Origin of the sequence: Vitreimonas sp. (genome assembly GCF_035627415.1) — a bacterium.
GTDB lineage: Bacteria > Pseudomonadota > Alphaproteobacteria > Caulobacterales > Aquidulcibacteraceae > Vitreimonas.
The window spans coordinates 144,446-164,885 of the sequence record NZ_DASPLU010000013.1 but is presented as its reverse complement, the minus strand read 5'-3'; the positions used below and the strand labels follow the sequence as shown (position 1 = coordinate 164,885).

The following is a 20,440-nucleotide window of genomic DNA, read 5'->3' as shown; positions in this document are numbered from 1 at the left end:
CAGCACCGGCGAATTGGGAATGGAGCTAAGCCCCGAGACGCCATCCGTCGATGGCGGGTTGCGTCGGAGCGGATACGGCCTGGTGTGAAGAGGCGCGTCCGCATTCCATCGTGCAGGAGGCGAGCCGCGCAAGCGGCGTTCCACAACTCCTCGTCCCAGGCCGGGAAAAACGACCGGAAACCGGGGCGCGCGAAGCGCGCGGCGCAGGTTGGAGACAACCAGCGCACCCCTAGAGACTACTCAGCGCGGATCGCGCGCCCCGTCTCCCTCGGGAGGCTCGTTCTTTCTCAATCCGCCGCCCAGCGCGCGCGGAAGCGCTTCCTTGCGCCCCGCGCGCGCCGTAAGGCAGTCGCTATGATCGAAACTCGCGCACAACATCGCGTCCACGGCGGCAGGCTTACTTACGCGCAGCACCAGAGCGTCAGCACGGCAACGCCGATGCGCTTCTCCGTCTTCACGCCGCCGGGCGAAGGGCCGTTTCCCTATCTGATCTGGCTCTCCGGCCTCACTTGCACCGAAGACAATTTCACCGCCAAGGCCGGCGCGTACGGTCATGCGGCCAAGCATGGCGTCGCCATCGTCGCGCCCGACACCTCGCCGCGCGGCGAAAACGTCGCCGACGATCCGGCCTACGATCTCGGCCAAGGCGCCGGCTTCTACATCGACGCGACGCAAAGCCCATGGGCGCCGCACTTCAAGATGGAGAGCTACGTCACCCGCGATCTGATCGAAGCGGCGGAAGCCGCCTTTCCGCTGGCGCCGCGGCGTTCGATCTTCGGCCATTCCATGGGCGGCCACGGCGCGCTCACGTTGGCGATGAAGCATCCGTCTTTGTTCAAAAGCGTCTCGGCCTTCGCGCCGATCTCTTCGCCGACGCGCTGCCCCTGGGGCGAAAAGGCGTTCAGCGCCTATCTCGGCTCAGATCGCGAAAGCTGGCGCGCGCACGATGCGGCGCTGCTGATGGAAGCGGGCAAAGCCAAGCCGTTCGATGACATTTTGGTCGATCAAGGCGTCGCCGATCAGTTCTTGGAAACTCAGCTGAAGCCCGAGCTGCTCGAACAAGCTGCGGCGCAAGCGGGCCAGAAGCTCACTTTGCGCCGGCGCGAAGGCTACGATCACTCGTACTACTTCATGACGACCTTTGTCGGCGACCATATCGCCTTTCACGCCGCGCGCTTGGCTTGATCGTCAGCAGATCGCCGGGACCGGGCGGGCCGTTCGGCGTGGCGGCGAAGCGGCGCGCGGCCCAGGCGATCGCCAGCAGCACGAGGCCGAGCCCGACGAAAGAGGCGACGCGGATGAAGCCGCCCAGTTGCGCCATGTCGAACAGGAACACTTTGAGCGTCGTCAGCAGGAGGAGCCCCAGCCCGATCCAGCGCAGCAGCGGATCGCTCCGCCGCATGCCGAGCCAGAACACGCCGGCGCCGAACAGCGCCCACACCGCCGAATACACCCACATCTCGACGCTGCCCGCGTCCGCCGTCGCCATGTCCTCCACATGATAGAGCCGGCGAATGACGAATGTCGCGGCGAAGAAGACATGGCCGACCACCGCGACCGTCGCGGCGCGCTCCAGCCAGTCGGGCCAGCGCACATGCGGCACACGGCGCGCGGCGCCGCTCATCCAGGCTGCCAGCATAAACGCCGCCAGCGCCAGCGCGGCCGCCGAGAGCGGGGCCACATCGGCGGGCGCGACGCCCCACCAGGGATTGAACAGCAGCCAAAGCCCAAGCGCCGCAAAGCCCAACGCCGGCCACACCGCCGCCGCCCAGATCGCCTGCAGATCGTAAAGATAGGCCCGCACCGTATCCCGCCCCGGCGCCCGCGCGGTGATCGCCGAAGCCAGCAGCACGAAAGCGAGCGGCCAGAGCGCGTGCGCGAAGCCTTCGAGCTGCGTGAGCGGCGCGCCGTTATCCATGTAGCCGCGGTGATAGTGCCAGCGGATCGCCGCGTGGCCGAAGCTCCAGGCGAACAGGATCGCCGCCGACGCCGCGGCGAAGCGCGAAGATTCGACAGCGCGCGATCGCGACAGCGCGCGGCCGAGAAACAGCGCGAGGGTGACGGCGACGGGCTGCGCCAGGACGGCGAGCAGCGTCTCGAACGCGTTCGTAACTTCGCTGTCCTGCGCGCCCCACCACGGATGGCGCAACATCAGCAAAATCAGCGCCGCCGCGACGACGCAGAACCAGGCCAAGCCGCGCGAAACGAACAGCAGGTCGTGCGTGAACGGCCCTTCGCCGAGCTTCGCCGCGCGGCCCTTGCCGACCGCCGCGACGATCAGCGCCGCACCGAGCAGGACGAGCGCATAGCAGGCGCCTTCGAACAGGCCGACGCTGGCCCTGGACATTTCGGCGCCGCTGAAAAGACGGCGCACTTCGAGGATCGCCCAAACCAAGGCCAGCACGCCGCCGGACGCGGCGTAGACGCGCGCCGCGATCCGTTGCCGGTCGTAAAGCCGGCGCGCTGCGGCGAGCGCCAGCAGCGCCGGCGCGGCGAAAGCGAGCGCGAGCGTGTCGAGCAGCGGCGGACCGATCACCGGAGCAGGCAAAACGCCCCACCACGGATTGATCGACGTCGCCGGCGCGACCAGCACGTAGAGCAGCCCGCCGCCGAGCAGCACATGACCGCGCCAGGCGCTGACGAGCCCGGTCGCGCGCCCCTCGCGCGCCAGCAGCACGTGGCCGGCCGCCATGAGGCTGAGCGCGCGCAGACTGGTCTCGGCGAAGCCGTCGAGCGGCGCGCCGGCGCCGCCGACCGCCAGCCAGCGCAAGCCGACGAACACGCCGATCAACAGCACCATTACTCCAGCTGCGCCCAGCGACTCGCTGGTCCACGCGCGCGGTTCGACGCGCGAGGCGACGGCGCTCGCAACGAACAGAAGCGCAGCGGCGGCGATGAAAGTGATCAATGCGCCGCCGATCGGAAGCTCGCCGGCGAGCGTCGCGCTGACGAGATTCGGCGACAGCGCGTGCGCCAAGGCGACAGCCGCGGCGAACAGGGCCGCGTGGCGCATCGTGCTCCAGCCGCGCCACACCAGCACGCCCGCGAACAGCGCCGCGGCGCCCGCATGGGCGATGGTGCGCGAAGAGGCCGGGATGGCGGATTCGACGCCGAGCAGCAGCAGCGCCGCGCACGCCGCGAGCCAGAGGCCCGCCGCGCGATCTTTGCTCGGCGCCTGCGTCTCATCGGCCGTGAACCAGGCCGCGACGAAAAGAAGAACCGAACCCAGGAACAGCGGGATCCAGGCGCTGAAGTGATGCCAATTCTCGCGCGTCGTCGCCGCCAGCGCGATCAAAGCGGCGGCGCCGAAGGCGCCGGAGCCCGCGATCAGCATGCGGCCTTCCGCGGGCGGCCGGGCGCCCACGGCGGAAAGACCGATCACGGCGGCGCTGAACAGAATGAACGGATAGAAGTCATCGCCCAGTGTCGGCGCCATGAAGCGCGCTTGAATGTAAACGATGAAGCCGCCGACGAGCGCGGCGATGGCGACGGTCAGCGTCGGCGGGATCGCCACGCGCGCCCGCACCGCCGCGGCGGCGAGCGCGACGAACATCGCCGCGACCCAAGCGGGGCCGCCGATCACGCCGGAGGGCAGATCGGCCACGCCGATCCAAGTCCAAACCAGCAGCACGCTGCTGACGCAAATGGCGGCGGCGGGCATGTGCGTGTGCGCGCGCGTCCAGCTGAGCCGACCGGCGGGCTCCGTCTCGAGCGGTTTGCGGAAAGCGAGCGCGACGCCGCCCATGGCCGCGAAACTCACCATCGCCAGCGCGCGGCGGATGTTGTCCTCGCCGATCGCCGCGGCGAACCAGAAATAAAGGCCAAGCATGGTCGCCGCTGCGGCCCAGCCCCAGCGCTGCAGCGCGGCGACGCCAAAGCCGGCGATCGCCACCGCCCCGATATAAAAGGTGAGCGCAAGCTGCAGCCAAAGATCGGTTCCGGTCAGCTGCGGCGCGAGCAGCGCGAGCAGAACGGCGAGGACGGCGAGCGGCTGCCCGTGCAGGAAGGAAAGCCCGATCAGAACGGCGGCGCAGAGCGAAAGGAGGAAAACGGCGACGGGAAGCTCGACGAACCCGAACGGACCGTGCGCAGCCCAGGCGGTGGCGTAGAAGGTGACGACGCCGGCGCCGGCGAGCATCGCCGCCACGAGAGGATGGCCGGGCGGTTTTGCAACGCCGGTGCGGCGCACCCATTCGCTGAGGCCGATCAGCGCAACGCCAAGCGCCAGCGCGCACGCGAGCTGCACCGGCGGCGTGAACCACGGCTGCTGGCTTGCGAACGACACCATGAAAATGCCGCCGAGGCCGACGAGCCCGCCGCCGATCCAGGCGAACGCATTCTGCGCCAGCCATTGTTCGAGCTTGCGCTCGCGCGGCTTGGCGAGGCGTGGCGGCGGCGTCGCAGCCGCGGGCGGCATACGGATCGGCTCGTCTTGCGGCGCAGGCTCGGGCGGCAGCGGCTGGTCGAGGATCAGCGGCTCGTCATCGTTCGAGGCCGCGGGCAAAGGCGTATCGAGCAGGAGCGGCTCTTCCGCCGGCAACGGCCGGTCGAGCAGAAGAGGCTCGAGCTCTTCCGGCTTCGGCGCGGGCTCGGGCGGGGCGGCCGTCGACGGCGCGGCCGGGACTTCCTCCGGCGCGCGTTCGCGCAGCGCCAGGCGCTGCTCCAGTTCGAAAACCTTGTGCAGCAGGCCGTCGATGCGTCTCGATTGCCACCAGACCCAGGCGGCGAGGCCAAGGATGGCCAACCATTCCATTTTGCGCCGCCCCTCACGCGCGAGTGCGCCCAAGAGTCCGGCAAGGCGGCTGCGGTTGCAAGGGTTTGCGCCGTTATGGGAGCGGCAATTTCCCTACCGTGGGGAGTTTGCACCGCTCCCGCGCGCGTGCTCAAAGCGGCGCATGAACTATGTCATCGATCCGCCGCGCCAGCCAGCCGTCGCCGTCCTCGGCGCCGCTGCGAAATTCCCGGTCCGGCGCATTTTCTGCGTCGGGCGCAACTATGCCGATCATGTCCGCGAAATGGGCAACGATCCCAAGAGCGAGCCGCCGATCTTCTTCACCAAGCCGGCCGATGCGGTGGTCGGGGACGGGGGGGCAATTCCGTATGCCGTGAACACCTCGAACCTGCATTTCGAGGTCGAGCTGGTTTTGGCGCTCGGCAAGGGCGGCGCCGAGATCGCGCCGGAACAGGCGCTGGAGCACGTCTGGGGCTACGCCGTCGGCGTCGACCTCACCCGCCGCGACCGTCAGGCGGAGGCGAAGAAGGGCGGCGCGCCGTGGGACGCCGCCAAGGCGTTCGACAATTCGGCGCCGATCGGGGCGATCACGCCGGTCGCGAATGGTTCGCATCTGAGCGCGGGCCGCATCTGGCTTACGGTCAACGGCGAGACGAAGCAGGAGGCGGACCTGAGCGATATGATTTGGAGCGCGTCCGAGATCATCGCCCATCTCTCGCGTTCGTGGACGCTGCAGCCGGGCGATCTGGTGTTTACCGGCACGCCGGCCGGCGTCGGCCCGCTCGGACCGGGCGATACGGTCGAGTGCGGCGTCGAAGGCCTTGCGCCGCTGCGCTTCACCATCGCCGCGCGCTGAGCCGCGCCGCTTGCGCGGCGTGCGCGGAAGGCTAGTTTGCGTCGCACAGAGGAGCGAGGCGCTTGAAGCCCACCGACATCAGCAATCCGGACTATTTCCACAAAGTCGTGGACTGCCAGTGGGCCTGCCCGGCGCACACCCCGGTGCCCGAATACATCCGCCTGATCGCCGCCCAACGCTACGCCGATGCGTACATGATCAATTGGAAGTCGAACGTGTTTCCGGGAATCCTCGGCCGCACGTGCGACCGTCCATGCGAGCCGGCCTGCCGGCGCGGACGCGTGGAAGAAACACAAGGCAAGCCCGAGCCGGTGGCGATCTGCCGGCTGAAGCGCGTCGCCGCCGACAACAAAGGCGAGATCGAGCCGTTGCTGCCGGCAAAGGCGGCGGCGAAGAACGGCAAGCGCGTGGTTTGTATCGGCGCGGGGCCGGCGTCGCTGACTGTGGCGCGCGATCTGCTGCCGCTTGGCTACGAGGTGCACATCTACGACGCGGAGCAGAAGGGCGGCGGCATGATTCGCACCCAGATTCCGCGCTTCCGCCTGCCCGAAAGCGTGATCGACGAAGAGGTTGATTACATTCTTCGGTACGAGCCGGTGACGCATTTCGGCGTGCGTGTGAATTCGCTCAAAGAGCTGCTCTCGCAAGGCTGGGACGCGGTGTTCGTCGGCACTGGCGCGCCACGCGGGCGCGACCTTCAGCTGCCCGGACAGCAGGAATGCGCCGCCAACGTGCATATCGGCATCGATTGGCTGTCGAACGTCTCGTTCGAGCACGTCAACTCGATCGGCAAGCGCGTGATCGTGCTCGGCGGCGGCAACACGGCGATGGATTGCTGCCGCACCTCGCGCCGGCTCGGCGGCGAAGATGTGAAGGTGATCGTCCGCTCGGGCTTCGACGAGATGAAAGCGAGCCCATGGGAAAAAGAAGACGCGATGCACGAAGGCATCCCGATCATCAATTTCCTAAACCCGCGCGAATTCACGCACGAGAACGGCAAGCTCACCGGCGTCTGGTTCACCAAGATGCATTGGGTCGAGAAGGACGGGCGCAAAAAGCTCGAGCCTACCGGCGAGCCGGACGTGCACTATGAATGCGACGACGTGCTGATGGCGGTCGGCCAGGAGAACGCGTTTCCCTGGATCGAGCGCGACATCGGCATGGAGTTCGACAAATGGGACATGCCGGTGGTCGATCCGGTGACGATGCAGTCCTCGATCGCAAATGTGTTCTTCGGCGGCGATTCCGCGTTCGGGCCGAAGAACATCATTTGGGCCGTCGCCCATGGTCACGATGCCGCCGTGTCGATCGATCTTTTCTGCAACGGCCAGGACGTGCGCCAGCGTCCGCCGCCCGGCACGTCGATGATGTCCACCAAGATGGGCATCCACGAATGGGCCTACGACAACGACGTCTCGCTCGACCTCCGCTACAAGGTTCCGCTGGTCGAGCCGGACGTGGCGCTGCGCAACGTGAAGATCGAGGTCGAGAAGGGCTTCGATCCGCTGCTCGGCTACAAGGAAGCGCAGCGCTGCCTGAACTGCGACGTGCAGACGGTGTTCTCCACACCGCTCTGCATCGAGTGCGATGCCTGCGTCGACATTTGCCCGATGGATTGCATCACGTTCACGGAGAACGGCGAAGAAACCGAATTGCGCGAGCGGCTCAAGGCGCCGGCGCTGAACCTCACCCAGGATCTCTACGTCTCCGAGGCGCTGCCCACCGGCCGCATCATGGCCAAGGACGAAGACGTGTGCCTCCATTGCGGGCTCTGCGCCGAGCGATGCCCGACCGGGGCCTGGGACATGCAGCACTTCTACCTGGACGTGACCCACGCCGGCTGCGCGCCGAAATCCCCTGTCGCGCGAAAGCGCCAGCCGGTCGCCGCCGAGTAGGGAACCTTTTACCGTCTCATTCGTCTTGCCCTGCGGGACTGCCGGCATAGTTTGCTGTGCCGGCAGGGGAATGTGTGTGGTGCGCCGCGCGGCGCACATCGCGTCCGTCAGAACAGACGGCCGCCAAGAAGACGGCGCACCGACCTCAAGTAGGCCGCTTCGGCGCCGCTCATCACCATTCGTTTGAGCAACCGAAGGGGAAGACCCAATGAAGTTTCGTCTCGCTACCGCGTTAGCGCTGTCTCTTGCATTCACCTCCGTCACGGCCCCGGCCGCTTTCGCTCAGGAGCCGGCGCAATTCCGCTCGGCGGAAGCGCGCACATTCTCCACCGACGAACTGCAGCGCTACGGCCTGTCGGCCGCCGACGCCCAAACCATCGCCGACTATCAAGCGGCCGGCTATACGGTGCAAACGATCACCCCGGAAGAAGCTGCGGCGATGAACGCCGGCCAGTTCTCGAATAACCAATGGCTGGTGATCGGCTTGATCGTGCTCGTCGTCGTCATCGCGGTCGCCGCCGACTGATGAAGACAACACGGCGTCTACTCGTCGTGCCGCTGTTGTTGGCGCTGGCGGCATGCGCAACTTCGCCTGTGTCCAGCATGGGCGCATTCGGGGAGCGCAGCTCCAGCAACAGCTTCGAGTTCTTCGGCAGGTCAGTGGATCCGCCGGAGACGTTGGTGCTGCCGGTCGCGCACGACCGGCAGACCAACACCGCCGCCTGCGGCGCGCACGTCCTCGCCAGTGTGATCAATTACTGGCGGGGCGAGGACAGCGTTTCCGGCAACGCGATCTTCGCCGCTCATCAGCCGGCGGCGCCGGACGGCTATTCGCTGGCTGAAGTCATGGCCCTGGCGCAGCAGCACGGGCTCACCGCCAGCGCCGTGCGGCTGACGCACGAGGACATCGTCCGCGAACTGGAAAACGGCCGGCCGGTGCTCGTGCCGATCCGGGTGCCCTCGGTCTACGTGCAGAACTGGTCGTTGCCGGGCGCCAACGTGCCGGTGCTTGGCCTGCCGTCGAGCTTCATCACCGCGCGCGTGGCGCAGGTCTCGGAATGGACCGATACGGCGATGGTGAACCATTACGTGCTGGTGGTCGGCCACGACGGCGACAAGTTCGTCGTGGTGGAGCCGGTGCTGGGATATCGCACCATCAGCTTCGACCGGCTAGGCCGGTACCGGGAAGACTTCGGCAACGCCGCCGTCGTGTTCAGCGGCCAGCGTCCTCCGCCCGGTAACCAGGTCGAAACGCCCCCGGTCCGGGCGATGGGCTCGATGTAGCCGCCGGCGCCGCAGGGCGACTGACGGCGCACTTCATTTGCCCCGCGCGACCGGCTAAGGATGACCGGTCGCGGCCGGCGGACGGTCCGCTCCGGCGCGACGCTTGAAGAGGCGCACCGCTCTTTCATGACGAAGCCGATCGCCGCGACGAACGATTTTGTCGTCAAGTTCGCCAACGTAAACGGTTCGGGATCGGCAAGCGCGAACGGTCTGTTCGCCAAGGTGATCCTGCGCATGGGCGTGCCGGTCGGCGCGCGCAACATCTTCCCGTCGAACATCCAGGGCCTGCCGACCTGGTACGAGGTGCGCGTCTCGGAAGCCGGCTGGCTGGGGCGCCGCGGCGGCGTCGATTTCATGGTGGCGATGAACCCCCAGACCTGGGACGGCGACGTCAAGGAGATCATGCCGGGTGGATATCTCCTGTACGACTCCTCGAAGCCGTTGCCGGTCTCGAAGTTTCGCAGCGACATCACCGTGATCGGCGCGCCGCTGACCGAACTGATCGCCGCTGAGTTCGCTAATCCGCGGGAGCGGCAGCTGTTCAAGAACATCTGCTATGTCGGCGTGCTGGCGCATCTGCTCGGCTTCGAGACTGACGTCGTGAAGCAGCTGCTGACGGAGGAGTTCAAAGGCAAGGACAAGCTGATCGCGCCGAACTTCCGCGCCTTTGATATCGGCCGCGCCTATGCCGAAACGAACTTGGCGCCGATCGGGCTCAAGGTGAAGCGCGCCGACAAGGTGGGTGACCGCATCTTCGTCGAAGGCAACGACGCGGCGGCGCTCGGCGCGGTCTATGGCGGCGCCACCTTCTGCGCCTGGTATCCGATCACGCCCTCCACCTCACTGGCGGAGAGTTTCCAGAAATATTGCAATCAGCTGCGCAAAGGGGCTGACGGCAAGAACAAGTTCGCCATCGTTCAGGCCGAGGACGAGATCGCCTCGATCGGCATGGTGATGGGCGCCGGCTGGGCCGGTTCGCGCGCGTTCACCTGCACGTCGGGCCCGGGCGTTTCGCTGATGAACGAGTTCGTCGGTTTTTCGTACTACGCAGAGATTCCGGCGGTGATCTTCGACGTGCAGCGCGGCGGGCCGTCGACCGGCATGCCGACGCGCACCCAGCAATCGGATCTGCTGCTCGCCGCCTACGCGTCGCATGGCGACACCAAGCATCCGATGCTGTTTCCGGGCAATCCGACGGAGGCGTTCGAGTTCGCCGCGCAGGCGTTCGATCTCGCCGATTTCTTCCAGACCACGATCTTCGTTATGCTCGAACTCGACATCGGCATGCAGGAATGGCTGACGGCGCCGTTCAAGTGGGATGCGACGCGCAAGCTCAACCGCGGCAAGGTGCTGACATACGAGCACCTAGAGCAGGGCGTGCCGTTCGGGCGCTATCGCGATGTCGACGGCGATGCGGTGCCGTATCGCACCTATCCCGGCACGCACCCGACCAAGGGCAGCTATTTCACCCGCGGCTCCTCGCACGACAAAGACGCCCGCTATTCGGAGAAGGGCGAGGACTACACCGAAGGCATGGAGCGCCTGCTGCGCAAGTGGGAGACGATGAAGGCGCACGTGCCGGCGCCGATCCGCAAGAACGCCAGCCGCCGCACGCCCGATGGCGTGATTTACATGGGCTCGACCGACCCGGCGATGGAAGAGGCGCTCTCCGCGCTCGAGCAGAGCGGCGTGCATCTCGACGCCATGCGCGTTCGCGCCTTCCCGTTCAGCGACGCGGTGTTCGAGTTCATCCGCGACCACGAGCAAGTGTTCGTGGTCGAGCAGAACCGCGATGGGCAGCTGAAGTCGCTGCTGGTGAACGAAGGCGGCGTGCATCCGGCGCGGCTCGTCTCCGTGCGCCACTATGACGGCACGCCCATCACCGCGCGCTTCATCATCCGGGAAATCGCCGAAAAGCTAAAAGCCGGCCAAACCACGCTGCGCGAGAACGCTGAATGACCTACATCGCCAAACCGCCGCTGCATCATCCTTCGCTTGAGCGCAATGCGCTCGGGTTCACGCGGCGCGACTATGAGGGGCGGATTTCGACACTCTGCGCCGGCTGCGGCCATGATTCGATCAGCGCAGCGATTATTCAAGCCTGCTTCGAGATCGATCTTGCGCCGCATCGGCTGGCGAAGTTCTCGGGCATCGGCTGCTCGTCGAAGACGCCGGACTATTTCGTCAGCCCGGCGCACGGCTTCAACGCCGTGCACGGGCGCATGCCCTCGGTGCTGACGGGCGCGAACATCGCAGCGAAGGATCTGATCTATCTCGGCGTCTCGGGCGACGGCGACAGCGCCTCGATCGGTCTCGGCCAGTTCGCGCATGCGGTGCGGCGCGGCGTCAACATGACCTACATCGTCGAGAACAACGGCGTCTACGGCCTCACCAAGGGTCAGTTCTCGGCGACCTCCGACCGCGGCTCCAAGGCGAAGAAGGGCGCGGAGAACAAGGACTCGCCGATCGATCTCGTCATGCTCGCGCTACAGCTCGGCGCTACGTATGTCGGCCGCTCGTTCTCCGGCGACAAGACCCAACTCGTGCCGCTGATCAAAGGCGCGCTGTCGCACAAGGGCACGGCGATCCTCGATGTGCTCTCGCCCTGTGTCGCCTTCAACAACCACGTCGGCTCCACAAAGAGCTTCGACTACGTGCGCGCGCACAACGATGCGGTGAACCGCATGGACGTGATCAGCCCGCGCGCGCCGATCCGCGCCGAGTACGCGCCGGGGGAGCTGAAGGAAGTCGTGCAGCACGACGGTTCGATCCTGCGTCTGAGGAAACTCGAGGACGATTATGACGCGTCCGACCGCAACGCAGCTCTCTCCTATCTCGCGCGCAAGGCCGCGGAGGGCGAGATCGTCACCGGGCTCCTCTTCGTCGATCCGGCCGCGCACGATCTCCACGACGGCATGAACACGGTCGACACGCCGCTCAACAAGCTGACCGACGCCGATCTCGTGCCGCCGCTCGGCGCGCTGGACAAGATCAACGCCAGCCTGCGCTAACCGAAGCGTTCGATCTTGAACGGCGCAAGATCGATCGACGGCGTCTGCTCCGTCGCCAACGCCAGCACCAGCTCCGCGGTGATGGGTGCCATCGTCAGGCCGAGATGGGCATGGCCGAAGGCGTAGAATACGTTCGGGGCGCGCGCTAACCGGCCGATCGCAGGCACGTAGTCCGGCAGCGTCGGCCGCGCGCCGACCCAGCGTTCCGGCGTCGCTGAAAACCGCACGCCGAGGTCGGCGATGCGCCGTTGCAGCAGGCGCCATTTGCGCGCATCGCCCGGCGCACCGGGCGAGCCGAATTCCAGGAAGCTCGTCGCCCGCAGGCCGCTAGTGAAGCGGCTGAAGATGACGAAAGTCTCCTCGAACACGGTCGTCGGCAGATCGAACGGCCAGTCGGTCTCCGCGCTTTGCAGGTGATAGCCGCGCTCACCGATCAGAGGCGTGGCGGCGCCCAGTTGACGCATCAGTTCGCCCGACCAGGCGCCGGCGGCGATCAGGATCGCATCGGCCTTGCGAACGCCGCCCGACCCGAGTGTCACGCGTCCATCCGCGCTAACGTGAGCTGCGCTGTCAGCGACGATCTCACCGCCAGCGTTCACGAACGCCGCGAAGATCGCGTCGCGCACCGCTTGCGGTTCGCTGACTTGCCCCGTGCCTTCGAAGAGCACGCCGGCCGCGGGCGTTGCGCGCAACACGCTGGCGTAGCGATCCAGCTCGGCGCGCGTCATCTCTCGCGTTTTCGCCGGTCCGGCCGGCGCTTCGCCGAGCGCGCCGCGTCCGCGCTCCGCGGCTTCGTGCGACATCCAAACTGTCGCGTGGCCATGGGGAATGACGAGATCCGGCTCGCCGGCAAGCGCGGCTATACGATGCCAAGCCCCCATCGCGTCCGTAAGGATCGCCGCGAGCGCCGCTTGGCCGCGCGCGAACGCTGCCGGGCCGCACGAGGCCAGGAAACGTTGCGTCCACGGCGCCACCATCGCCGCATCGCGCCAGCGGAAGTCGAGCGGACCGCCGACGAGGAAACTCGAGCGCGGCGAGCGCCGGACGTTCTCCCAGCTCGACCATGGGCTCACCTGCTCAGTGCCGATATGCCCGGCATTGCCGAACGAAGCGGCGCGGCGCACATCGCCCGGATCGACCAATGTCGTCGCAATGCCAGCCAGCTGCAGCCGCAGCGCGGCGGACGCGCCGACCAAGCCGCCGCCGATGACGATGATCGATTTCATTTCGTGCCGTAGATGCGGTCGCCAGCGTCGCCGAGCCCGGGGACGATGTAGGCGTGATCGTCGAGTCCCTCGTCGACGGCCGCGGCCCACACCGGAACGTCCGGATGGTGGCTGCGCAGAATGTCGATCCCCTGCGGCGAGGCGACGACGCAGACGAAGCGGATCTGCTTGACGCCGTACTCCTTCAGCCGGTCGACCGCGGCGACGGCGGTGTGGCCCGTCGCCAGCATCGGATCGATGACGACGACGAGCCGGTCGGCGATGTCGGCAGGCGCCTTGAAATAGTACTCGACCGCTTTCAGCGTTTTCGGATCGCGGTAGAGCCCGATGTGGGCGACACGCGCCGAGGGCACGAGCTCCAGCATGCCGTCCAGCAGCCCCATGCCGGCGCGCAGGATCGGTGCGAACACCAGCTTCTTGCCGGCGATGGTCTTGCCGCTCATGCGCGCGACCGGCGTTTCGATTTCGACGTCTTCGAGCGGCAGGTCGCGCGTCACTTCATAGCAGAGCAGTACGCTGATCTCGCGCAGCAGCGCGCGAAAGGAGCGGGTGGAGGTGTCCTTGTCGCGGAGAATGGTGAGCTTGTGCTGCACCAAGGGGTGATCGGCGATGGTAACGCCCTGCATCAAAACACCGTCCCGTCGCTATGGATTAACAGCGGCGGACCGCCGCCATCGCGCTTCTCGCGCGCGATGGCGCGCCCCGCCGCCCACGTGCCGCCTTCTAGCACACGCGCGAGCGGGAAGTCTTCCGCGCCGACGCCGAGACGGTCGCGCACCAACGGCGCGATACGATCCAGCAGCGCCACCGTGAGCGAGCGCCATGTGACGACGAGCGGATCGGCGACATTGTGTGCGAGCGCGAGCGCTTCCGCTTCGCGCGGGATGAGCACGCCCATATCGATGAAGAGGCCGCCATTGCGATATTCGGCGAGGCCGGTGAGGCCATCGATCTCGACGACATCGACCCCGGCGCGCTGCAGCGGCTCGATCAGCGAGTAGGCGAGCCATTGCGAGAGCTTGTGCAGCGGCACGTAGCCGAGGCCGGGCGCGGGCCAGCAATCGCCGAGCGGAACGCCGCCGAGCTGCGGTCGATTCTCCCAGATTGGCCCCAGCGCTTCGAGCAAAACCTCGACGATATCCGCCGCAGGCAAAGCGCCGCCGTGCGCGCGTGCGCGCAGCAGATCGTAGAGGCCGCCCGGGCGAGGACGATCCGCGCGCGCGAACAGCGCCGCATTGGCGTCAACCTGCGCCGCGAGGCGATTGAGCAGGCGCGCGCGGCCGTCGAGGCCGGTGAGCGGATTGCGGTCGCTGGCTTGGAAGGCGTCGGCCAGCTCCTTCGCGTCGAACCGCGCGAGCGCTTCGGCGTCGGCGCGGAGCGGATTCGAGGGGTCGGCGGAGAAGCCGCCCCACTCGAACAGGCGCAGGCTTGCGAGCGCCAGGCCTTCGGAGCGCGCGGCGATCATGCCGCTGACGGAATCCGCATAGCGCCAGTTTGCGCCGGCGCCGGCGTCGAGCAGCACCGAGGTGATGGCGAGGTCGAACTCCGCGCGTGCGCGCTCGTGCTTGTCGCGCCAGGAGGCGTTGCCGGCGATATCGGCCCACAGATCGTGGCCGCCGAACACGAAATGGCGCCAGCGCGCATGAAACGGAATGTCGAGCCCCGGATAGCGCTTGCGCACAAGCGCGGCGACATAGTCCCCGCATGCCGGGAGCGCCGCTTGATCGATCCGCCAGTGCTCCAGCGTATCGTCTAGGGCAATGGCGTAGAGCTCGTCCGCCTTGGCGCGCACGGCGCCGGCGCTGAGCAGGGCGCGCGCGGGGTCCGCCTCAGAAATCTTCGAGGTCACGGCCGATCACGCGGGTGAGATCGCCGGCGGGCGCATCGTCGCTGTAATAGCCGGCGGCCTTCTTCGCTTCGAGTTCGACGCTTGCATCCGGCGGCACCAGCTCCGGCGGGATTGGCACGCGCTCGCCGATGACGATGCCGGCGCCGACAATGGCGTCATGCTTCATGTTCGACATCGAAATGAAGCGGTCGATGCGGGTGATCCCAAGCCAATGCAGCACGTCCGGCATCAGCTGCTGGAAACGCGCGTCCTGCACGCCGGCGACGCACTCGGTGCGCTCGAAATAGGTGGCGGCCTGATCGCCGCCCGGCTGGCGCTTCCTCGCATTGTAGACGAGGAATTTCGTCACTTCGCCCAGCGCGCGCCCTTCCTTGCGGTTGTAGACGATGAGCCCCGCGCCGCCGGCTTGCGCTTGCCTGACGCACTCCTCGATGCCGTGCGTCAGATAAGGCCGGCAGGTGCAGATGTCGGATCCGAATACGTCCGAGCCGTTGCATTCGTCATGCACCCGGCAGGTGAGGCGCCGTTGCGGATCCGCGATCGCGGCCGGATCGCCGAAGATGTAGAGCGTGATACCGCCGATCGGCGGCAGGAAGACGCTGAGATCCGGACGCGTGACCAGCTCCGGGTACATGCCGGCGGTCTGCTCGAACAACGTGTGGCGCAGCCGCTCTTCGCCGACGCCGAACCGTTCGGCGACGCCGGGCAGATGCCACACGGGATCAATCGCCGCCTTCGTCACCGCGACGTCGCCGCTCGCATGGACGATATCGCCATCGGCGCTCAGACGTCCGCTCGCGACAGCGTCGCGGATCTCGTGCAGCGAGAGCCGCGCCTTGGTAATGGCGATGGTCGGGCGGATGTCCGCGCCGGCGGCGATCTCGGTCCTGAAGGACTCGGCGACCAGATGGCCCCATGGATCGAGCGAGACAATTTTGTGCGCGTCGCGCCATTGCGCGAACGGGCCGATCTGCACGACCGGCGAAGTGTCGGTGAGATCAGGCCGGACGCTAGGATTGAGTGCGCCGGCAGACACGGCCAGCGCGCGGTAAACCGAATAGGCGCCGCCATAGGCGCCGATCGCGTTGCGGTCCGCGGTGGCCGCGCCGATCACTGGGCCGCGTTCGCCTGCGGAGGGCGCGCCCCAGCGGATCGGGAAGCGCAAGGGCGCGCCGGCTCCGGGATGGGACGTCAGGCGAATGTGGCCGATGCGGTTTTCGGACATGTGTTTCAGCAGCGCATGAACGCGCTTCAATCCGGTTAATTTGTGGCTGCGTAGTCCGGTTTACAACCGCTTCTACGCCTTCAGAATTTCCAGCATGGCCTGCGCCGCCGCAGGATTGCGTTCTTTTGCGCCGCTGATGAAGTAGAGATAGACCTCGCCGGACTTTTCCCATTCGCGCGCCGTCTTCGCCCACCTTTTCAGCGCGGCCTTGGAATACCCCGTCGGCTCATCGGCTTGCGTGAGTTCAAGGCGTGCGTAGGCGAAGTCCGCCGTCGGTTCGACGATCAGCGGGTGCTTCTCGGACTCGACGGTGACCACCGCGACGTTGCGCGCGCGCGCCATCGCCATGAACTCGTCGCAGGCGAAGCTCGCGTGCCGCACTTCGATGGCGTGCTGCAGCTTCTGCTTGCCGAGTTTTTCCGGCAACAGGTCGAAATAGGCGTTCATCTCGGCCGCATCGAACTTCTTGTACGGCGCCATCTGCCAGAAGATCGGGCCCAGCTTCGATCCAAGCTCGCCGACGCCGCTGTTGAAGAACCATTCGACCGACTGCGCCGCCTCGCGCAGGTCCTTGCGCTGCACCGCCGCGCGCGGCGCCTTCACCGAAAACTTGAAGCCGTCCGGCGTCGCCGCCGCCCATTTCTTGAACGAAGCGGCGCTCTGGGTGCGATAGAAGGTGGCGTTGATCTCGATCGCCGTCACCTTGCTCGCCGCGTATTCGAGCTGCTTCGCCTTGGCGAGGTCAGCGGGATAGAAAGTCTCCTCCCACGGCTCGTAATTCCAACCGCCGATGCCGACACGGATCATGGATCACCTCACGCCCCTATTTCGGGCAACCGCGCGCGTTCCGCAACAGACAGCGCTTGCCGGAGCGCCGAGCATTCCTTACCGCTGACTCCCTGTGACGCCCGAACGCATCCAGGAATTGCTCGGCCACGCCGTGGTGCGCCAGATCGGCCGATTCGCCGTCGTCGGCGTGATCGCGACGGCCGTACACTACGCGGTCATGGTGGCGCTGGTCGAAATCGGACGTGTCACGCCCGTGGCCGCAACCACGATCGGCTACGGTTTCGGCATTGTCGTGAGCTACACGCTCAACCGGCGCTTCACCTTCCAGGCGCGCGGCACGCCGGTGGCGAAGAGCTTCGCGAAGTTCGTTGTGCTCTACGGTGTCGGCGCGTTTTTGAATGGCGCCATTGTCGGCGGTCTGATCGCCGTTGGCGCGCACTATCTGCTGGCGCAGGTCGTGGCGACGGGTCTGGTGCTGGTCTGGAATTTCCTCGGCGCGCGCTACGTCGTGTTCCGCTAGACCAGCGCCGCCGCGGCGAACGCCGCCGCCGCCAGCGCCGCGGCAGCCCATGACACCGGATCGCGCAGCGCAAACAAGAGCGGGTCGTCGTCCATTTCACCGCGCTCGACCCGGAGCCAGACGTACGCCTGCCAGAACAGCGCCACTGCCGGAAGCGCCCAGAGGAAGAGCGGCGAGGAATAGCGCGCGGCGTTGTCCGGCTGTTGCAAGTAAAGGGCGAGGACCAGCGCCGACAGCGCGCCCACCGCGGCGCCGAAACGCTTCAGCACCGGCCCGTCCGTCGCGCGATAGCCGCGCCCCGCGAACTCGCTGCGCAACGACGCCGCTTCAGCCGCGCGCTTGACCAAAGCGAGGCTGAGGAAAAAGAAGCCGGAGAAGGCGATCAGCCAGGCGCTGGCGGGATAGTCCGCCGCTTCGCCGCCGACGATGATGCGCAAGCCGTAAAGCGCGGCCAGCACGAACACATCCGCCAAGACGATGCGTTTCAGCACAAATGTGTAGAGGCTTGCGGCGGTTGCGTACGCGGCGATCAGCCATCCGGCGCCGCTCAGCGCGCCAAGCCACAAGCCGGCGCCGAGCAGGACCAACGCGACCGCGAGGCCGGCGATTGGAGAGACTTCGCCGCTCGCGAATGGCCGCAGACGCTTGCGCGGATGGCGCCGGTCCGCCGGCATGTCGGCGACGTCGTTGACGATATAGACGCTCGAGGCGACGAGGCAGAGCGCAGCGAAGGCGATCAGCGCGCCGCGCCAAGCGTCAACGTCGAACCAGCCTTGACCCGCGAGCATGGCTACGAACACGAGCAGGTTCTTGGCCCAATGCCGCGGCCGCATCGCCGTGAGCAGGGCGCCGATCGTGTCGTGTTCGCCCGCGAAATCGCGTTCGATCTTGAATCGCGCTGCGGCGCGCCGCGCGAGAGCCGGCGAGCAATTGCAGGTGACCGCGTGGGACGCCGCCGCCCACACCTTCACGTCGGCGGCCTCGTTGCCGGCATAGACGAAACCCTGCGGGTACGCGGCCGCGAGCGCTTCGCCTTTGCGCCTGGACTTGAGGTTTGTCTCGCCGTCCGAGGCGAACACGCGGTCGAACACGCCGACATGATCCGCCACCGCTTGCGCAGCCCGCCGGTCGGACGCCGTCGCCAACATGATCTCGCGCCCGGACGCACGCTCTTCATGCAACCACGCAATGACCCGTTCGTCGTAGGGCAGCGCCGCCGCGTCGGGCGGACATTCGACCGCCAGCTTGGCCTTCGCATAAGCACGACCGCGTAGCAGCCACGCGAACAGGTGCGGCAGCTTCCACGGCTTGGTGAACGCAAGCCGCAGCATCGCTTCGCTGAAGAGATCGCCGCGGATCAGCGTGCCGTCGAGATCGACTGCAAGCGGCGGCTTTGCCGCCCCGCTCATCAGGCGCCGGTGAATTTCGGCGCGCGCTTCTCGGTGAAGGCGTCGACCGCTTCCTTGTGATCGGCGGTCTCGTGCGCCAGCGCCTGAAAGGCTGCGGAAAGTTCGAGCACATCGGAGAGGCGGCCGTGTTGAGCTTCTCGAAGAAGACGCTTCGCCAGCCGGACCGTACGCGGCGGATTGACGGCGACGCGTTCGGCCAGCTTGCGCGCTTCCTCCAACAAATGCTCGTCCGGCACAACGCGGCTGACGAGGCCGATGCGCTCGGCCTCGGCGGCATCGATCGTATCGCCCGTCAGCACCAGCTCGGCCGCGCGCGAAGCGCCGATCGCGTTGGTCAAGATCCAGGCGCCGCCGTCGCCGGGAATTATGCCGACCTTGACGAAGCTCGAAGCCATCTTCGCCGAGGCGCCGGCCAAGCGCATGTCGCAGAGGATGCCGATGTCGAGCCCGAGGCCGATGGCGTGGCCGTTGATCGCGGCGATGGTGGCGACCTCGATCTCGGCCAGCGCCTTGATGATCGAATGCACGCCGCGCCGGTAATTGGCGCGGGTCCCGTCGGGTGTCGCGCGCGGGCCGATGCCGGAGCGCTCGCGGATCGCCTTGAGATCGCCGCCGGCGCAGAACGACTTGCCCGCGCCCGTCAGGATCACAGCGTTGATCTCGGCGTCGTCATTCGCGCGCCACAACGCGCCGGCGAGATCGTCGCAATCCTGTTGCGTCGCGATAGCGTTGCGGCTCTCCGGCCGGTTCATCGTGACGGTGGCGACGCGACCGCTTTTCTCGTAGGTGGCGAACGTCATTGTTCAGGGCTCCAGCTTCGCCCCGGGCTTAGACGATCGCCGCCCGCGCCGCAATTACTGCGCCGGCTGTTCGGCTTGCGCCTGCGCCGTGCCCTGCTGGTAGCCGATCAGCGGCTCACTCTGCATTGCCACGCCGTCGCGCGAGACGTCGAGCGCGCCGGTGCCGTCGCGATTGAGCTGCACCACGTAGCGGAAGTCCTGCGTCTCGAAGGTGTAGGTCACGCCCTGTGGCGTCTGCGTTTCCGCGCCGTCGCGCACTTCAACCGAGAACGGCGTGGTGGTGCGGCCGTTTTCGCTGAGTTCGATCGGCCGGGCGCGGTCGGCGTCGGCAAAATTGTAGGCCGTGTAAACTAAGTCGCCGCTGGCGTCCTCGTGGACGACGAAGCTGCGTCGGCCGGTGAAGCCCAAGACGCGCGTGCGCGGCATCCAGCGGCAATTGATCTCGCGCCGATCGAGTTCGACGGAGGTGAACACCGGTGTGTAGGCCGAACCGGGCGTCTCCAGCGCACCCGGGTTGAGCTGGCGGATGTCGCCGCCGGGGCCGGCGTCGCGCCAGAGATCGTAATAGATGCTGCCGGCGGCGCCTTCCTCGGCGGTGTAGTAGCCGTTGCGCTGGACGATGGCGCCGGAGGGCTTTTCGTACTCCGCCACCTGCACGTTCTCGCCGTTGCGGTTGAACACGAACACCGCCGGCTCGTTGATGCCGTCGCAGATGAACCACGGCGGCGGCACGCGGACGACGATCTCCTCGACGGGAGGCGGCGCTTCCTGTTGCGGCTGCCCGCAGGCGGCGAGAAAGGCGATGGCGGAAGCAAGGACGGCGCGGCGCATGTGAAATCTCCTG

Annotated in this window: 17 protein-coding genes; 8 read left to right on the top strand and 9 right to left on the bottom strand. The window is 67.1% G+C overall.

The window, feature by feature from the left end; translation table 11 throughout:
- Nucleotides 1–354: 354 nt before the first annotated feature.
- Nucleotides 355–1,185: an S-formylglutathione hydrolase gene (gene fghA, locus VEA80_RS10330; protein WP_325060653.1), complete on the top strand. Its 831-nt coding sequence runs from the start codon at nucleotides 355–357 to the stop codon at nucleotides 1,183–1,185.
- Here the strand turns inward: fghA and VEA80_RS10325 are convergent.
- Nucleotides 1,130–4,753 carry a DUF2339 domain-containing protein gene (locus VEA80_RS10325; RefSeq protein WP_325060652.1) on the bottom strand — a complete coding sequence of 1,208 codons (3,624 nt, stop codon included), beginning with the start codon at nucleotides 4,751–4,753 and terminating at the stop codon, nucleotides 1,130–1,132. The genes fghA and VEA80_RS10325 overlap by 56 nt on opposite strands.
- Nucleotides 4,754–4,895: 142 nt before the next feature.
- Between VEA80_RS10325 and VEA80_RS10320 the strand changes: the two genes are divergently transcribed.
- The 6 genes from VEA80_RS10320 to VEA80_RS10295 all read left to right on the top strand — a co-directional run bounded on the left by VEA80_RS10320 (nucleotide 4,896) and on the right by VEA80_RS10295 (nucleotide 11,778).
- The gene (locus tag VEA80_RS10320; protein WP_325060651.1) at nucleotides 4,896–5,588 is read left to right on the top strand and encodes a fumarylacetoacetate hydrolase family protein; all 693 of its coding nucleotides are present in this window, start codon (nucleotides 4,896–4,898) and stop codon (nucleotides 5,586–5,588) included.
- A 62-nt stretch (nucleotides 5,589–5,650) separates the two neighbouring features.
- Nucleotides 5,651–7,483 (top strand): FAD-dependent oxidoreductase, encoded by a 1,833-nt coding sequence (locus tag VEA80_RS10315; RefSeq protein WP_325060650.1) that lies wholly within the window; start codon nucleotides 5,651–5,653, stop codon nucleotides 7,481–7,483.
- A 208-nt stretch (nucleotides 7,484–7,691) separates the two neighbouring features.
- The gene (locus tag VEA80_RS10310; protein ID WP_325060649.1) at nucleotides 7,692–8,009 is read left to right on the top strand and encodes a hypothetical protein; all 318 of its coding nucleotides are present in this window, start codon (nucleotides 7,692–7,694) and stop codon (nucleotides 8,007–8,009) included.
- Nucleotides 8,009–8,767 carry a papain-like cysteine protease family protein gene (locus VEA80_RS10305; protein ID WP_325060648.1) on the top strand — a complete coding sequence of 253 codons (759 nt, stop codon included), beginning with the start codon at nucleotides 8,009–8,011 and terminating at the stop codon, nucleotides 8,765–8,767. The genes VEA80_RS10310 and VEA80_RS10305 overlap by 1 nt, the downstream gene beginning before the upstream one ends.
- A gap of 126 nt (nucleotides 8,768–8,893) precedes the next feature.
- A complete protein-coding gene (locus VEA80_RS10300; RefSeq protein WP_325060647.1) occupies nucleotides 8,894–10,726 on the top strand; it encodes a 2-oxoacid:acceptor oxidoreductase subunit alpha in 1,833 nt (610 codons plus the stop codon).
- On the top strand, nucleotides 10,723–11,778 hold the full coding sequence (locus VEA80_RS10295) for a 2-oxoacid:ferredoxin oxidoreductase subunit beta (protein ID WP_325060646.1): 1,056 nt from the start codon (nucleotides 10,723–10,725) through the stop codon (nucleotides 11,776–11,778). Before VEA80_RS10300 ends, VEA80_RS10295 begins: the two co-directional genes overlap by 4 nt.
- Here VEA80_RS10295 and VEA80_RS10290 read toward each other — a convergent pair.
- From VEA80_RS10290 to VEA80_RS10270, 5 genes are all read right to left on the bottom strand, one after another.
- The gene (locus tag VEA80_RS10290) at nucleotides 11,775–13,004 is read right to left on the bottom strand and encodes an FAD-binding oxidoreductase (RefSeq protein ID WP_325060645.1); all 1,230 of its coding nucleotides are present in this window, start codon (nucleotides 13,002–13,004) and stop codon (nucleotides 11,775–11,777) included. The genes VEA80_RS10295 and VEA80_RS10290 overlap by 4 nt on opposite strands.
- Complete coding sequence (upp, locus tag VEA80_RS10285) at nucleotides 13,001–13,630, bottom strand: uracil phosphoribosyltransferase (protein WP_325060644.1); 630 nt, start codon at nucleotides 13,628–13,630, stop codon at nucleotides 13,001–13,003. Before upp ends, VEA80_RS10290 begins: the two co-directional genes overlap by 4 nt.
- Entirely contained in the window at nucleotides 13,630–14,853 is a 1,224-nt protein-coding gene (locus VEA80_RS10280) for a DUF1688 family protein (RefSeq protein ID WP_325060643.1), read from the bottom strand. Before VEA80_RS10280 ends, upp begins: the two co-directional genes overlap by 1 nt.
- A complete protein-coding gene (locus tag VEA80_RS10275) occupies nucleotides 14,834–16,078 on the bottom strand; it encodes a GTP cyclohydrolase II (protein ID WP_349257243.1) in 1,245 nt (414 codons plus the stop codon). Before VEA80_RS10275 ends, VEA80_RS10280 begins: the two co-directional genes overlap by 20 nt.
- Before the next feature lie 72 nt (nucleotides 16,079–16,150).
- Nucleotides 16,151–16,885, bottom strand: a complete 735-nt coding sequence (locus VEA80_RS10270; RefSeq protein ID WP_325060641.1) for a DUF72 domain-containing protein — start codon at nucleotides 16,883–16,885, stop codon at nucleotides 16,151–16,153.
- Between the two features lie 94 nt (nucleotides 16,886–16,979).
- On the opposite strand from VEA80_RS10270, the gene VEA80_RS10265 reads away from it, so the two are divergent.
- Nucleotides 16,980–17,387, top strand: a complete 408-nt coding sequence (locus tag VEA80_RS10265; protein ID WP_325060640.1) for a GtrA family protein — start codon at nucleotides 16,980–16,982, stop codon at nucleotides 17,385–17,387.
- Here the strand turns inward: VEA80_RS10265 and VEA80_RS10260 are convergent.
- The 3 genes from VEA80_RS10260 to VEA80_RS10250 are packed head-to-tail and all read right to left on the bottom strand — an operon-like array spanning nucleotide 17,384 to nucleotide 20,427.
- Nucleotides 17,384–18,796 carry a UbiA family prenyltransferase gene (locus VEA80_RS10260; protein ID WP_325060639.1) on the bottom strand — a complete coding sequence of 471 codons (1,413 nt, stop codon included), beginning with the start codon at nucleotides 18,794–18,796 and terminating at the stop codon, nucleotides 17,384–17,386. The two genes, VEA80_RS10265 and VEA80_RS10260, sit on opposite strands and share 4 nt — an antisense overlap.
- Nucleotides 18,796–19,596: a crotonase/enoyl-CoA hydratase family protein gene (locus VEA80_RS10255; RefSeq protein ID WP_325060638.1), complete on the bottom strand. Its 801-nt coding sequence runs from the start codon at nucleotides 19,594–19,596 to the stop codon at nucleotides 18,796–18,798. Before VEA80_RS10255 ends, VEA80_RS10260 begins: the two co-directional genes overlap by 1 nt.
- A gap of 54 nt (nucleotides 19,597–19,650) precedes the next feature.
- Nucleotides 19,651–20,427: a hypothetical protein gene (locus VEA80_RS10250; protein WP_325060637.1), complete on the bottom strand. Its 777-nt coding sequence runs from the start codon at nucleotides 20,425–20,427 to the stop codon at nucleotides 19,651–19,653.
- Nucleotides 20,428–20,440 lie beyond the last annotated feature (13 nt).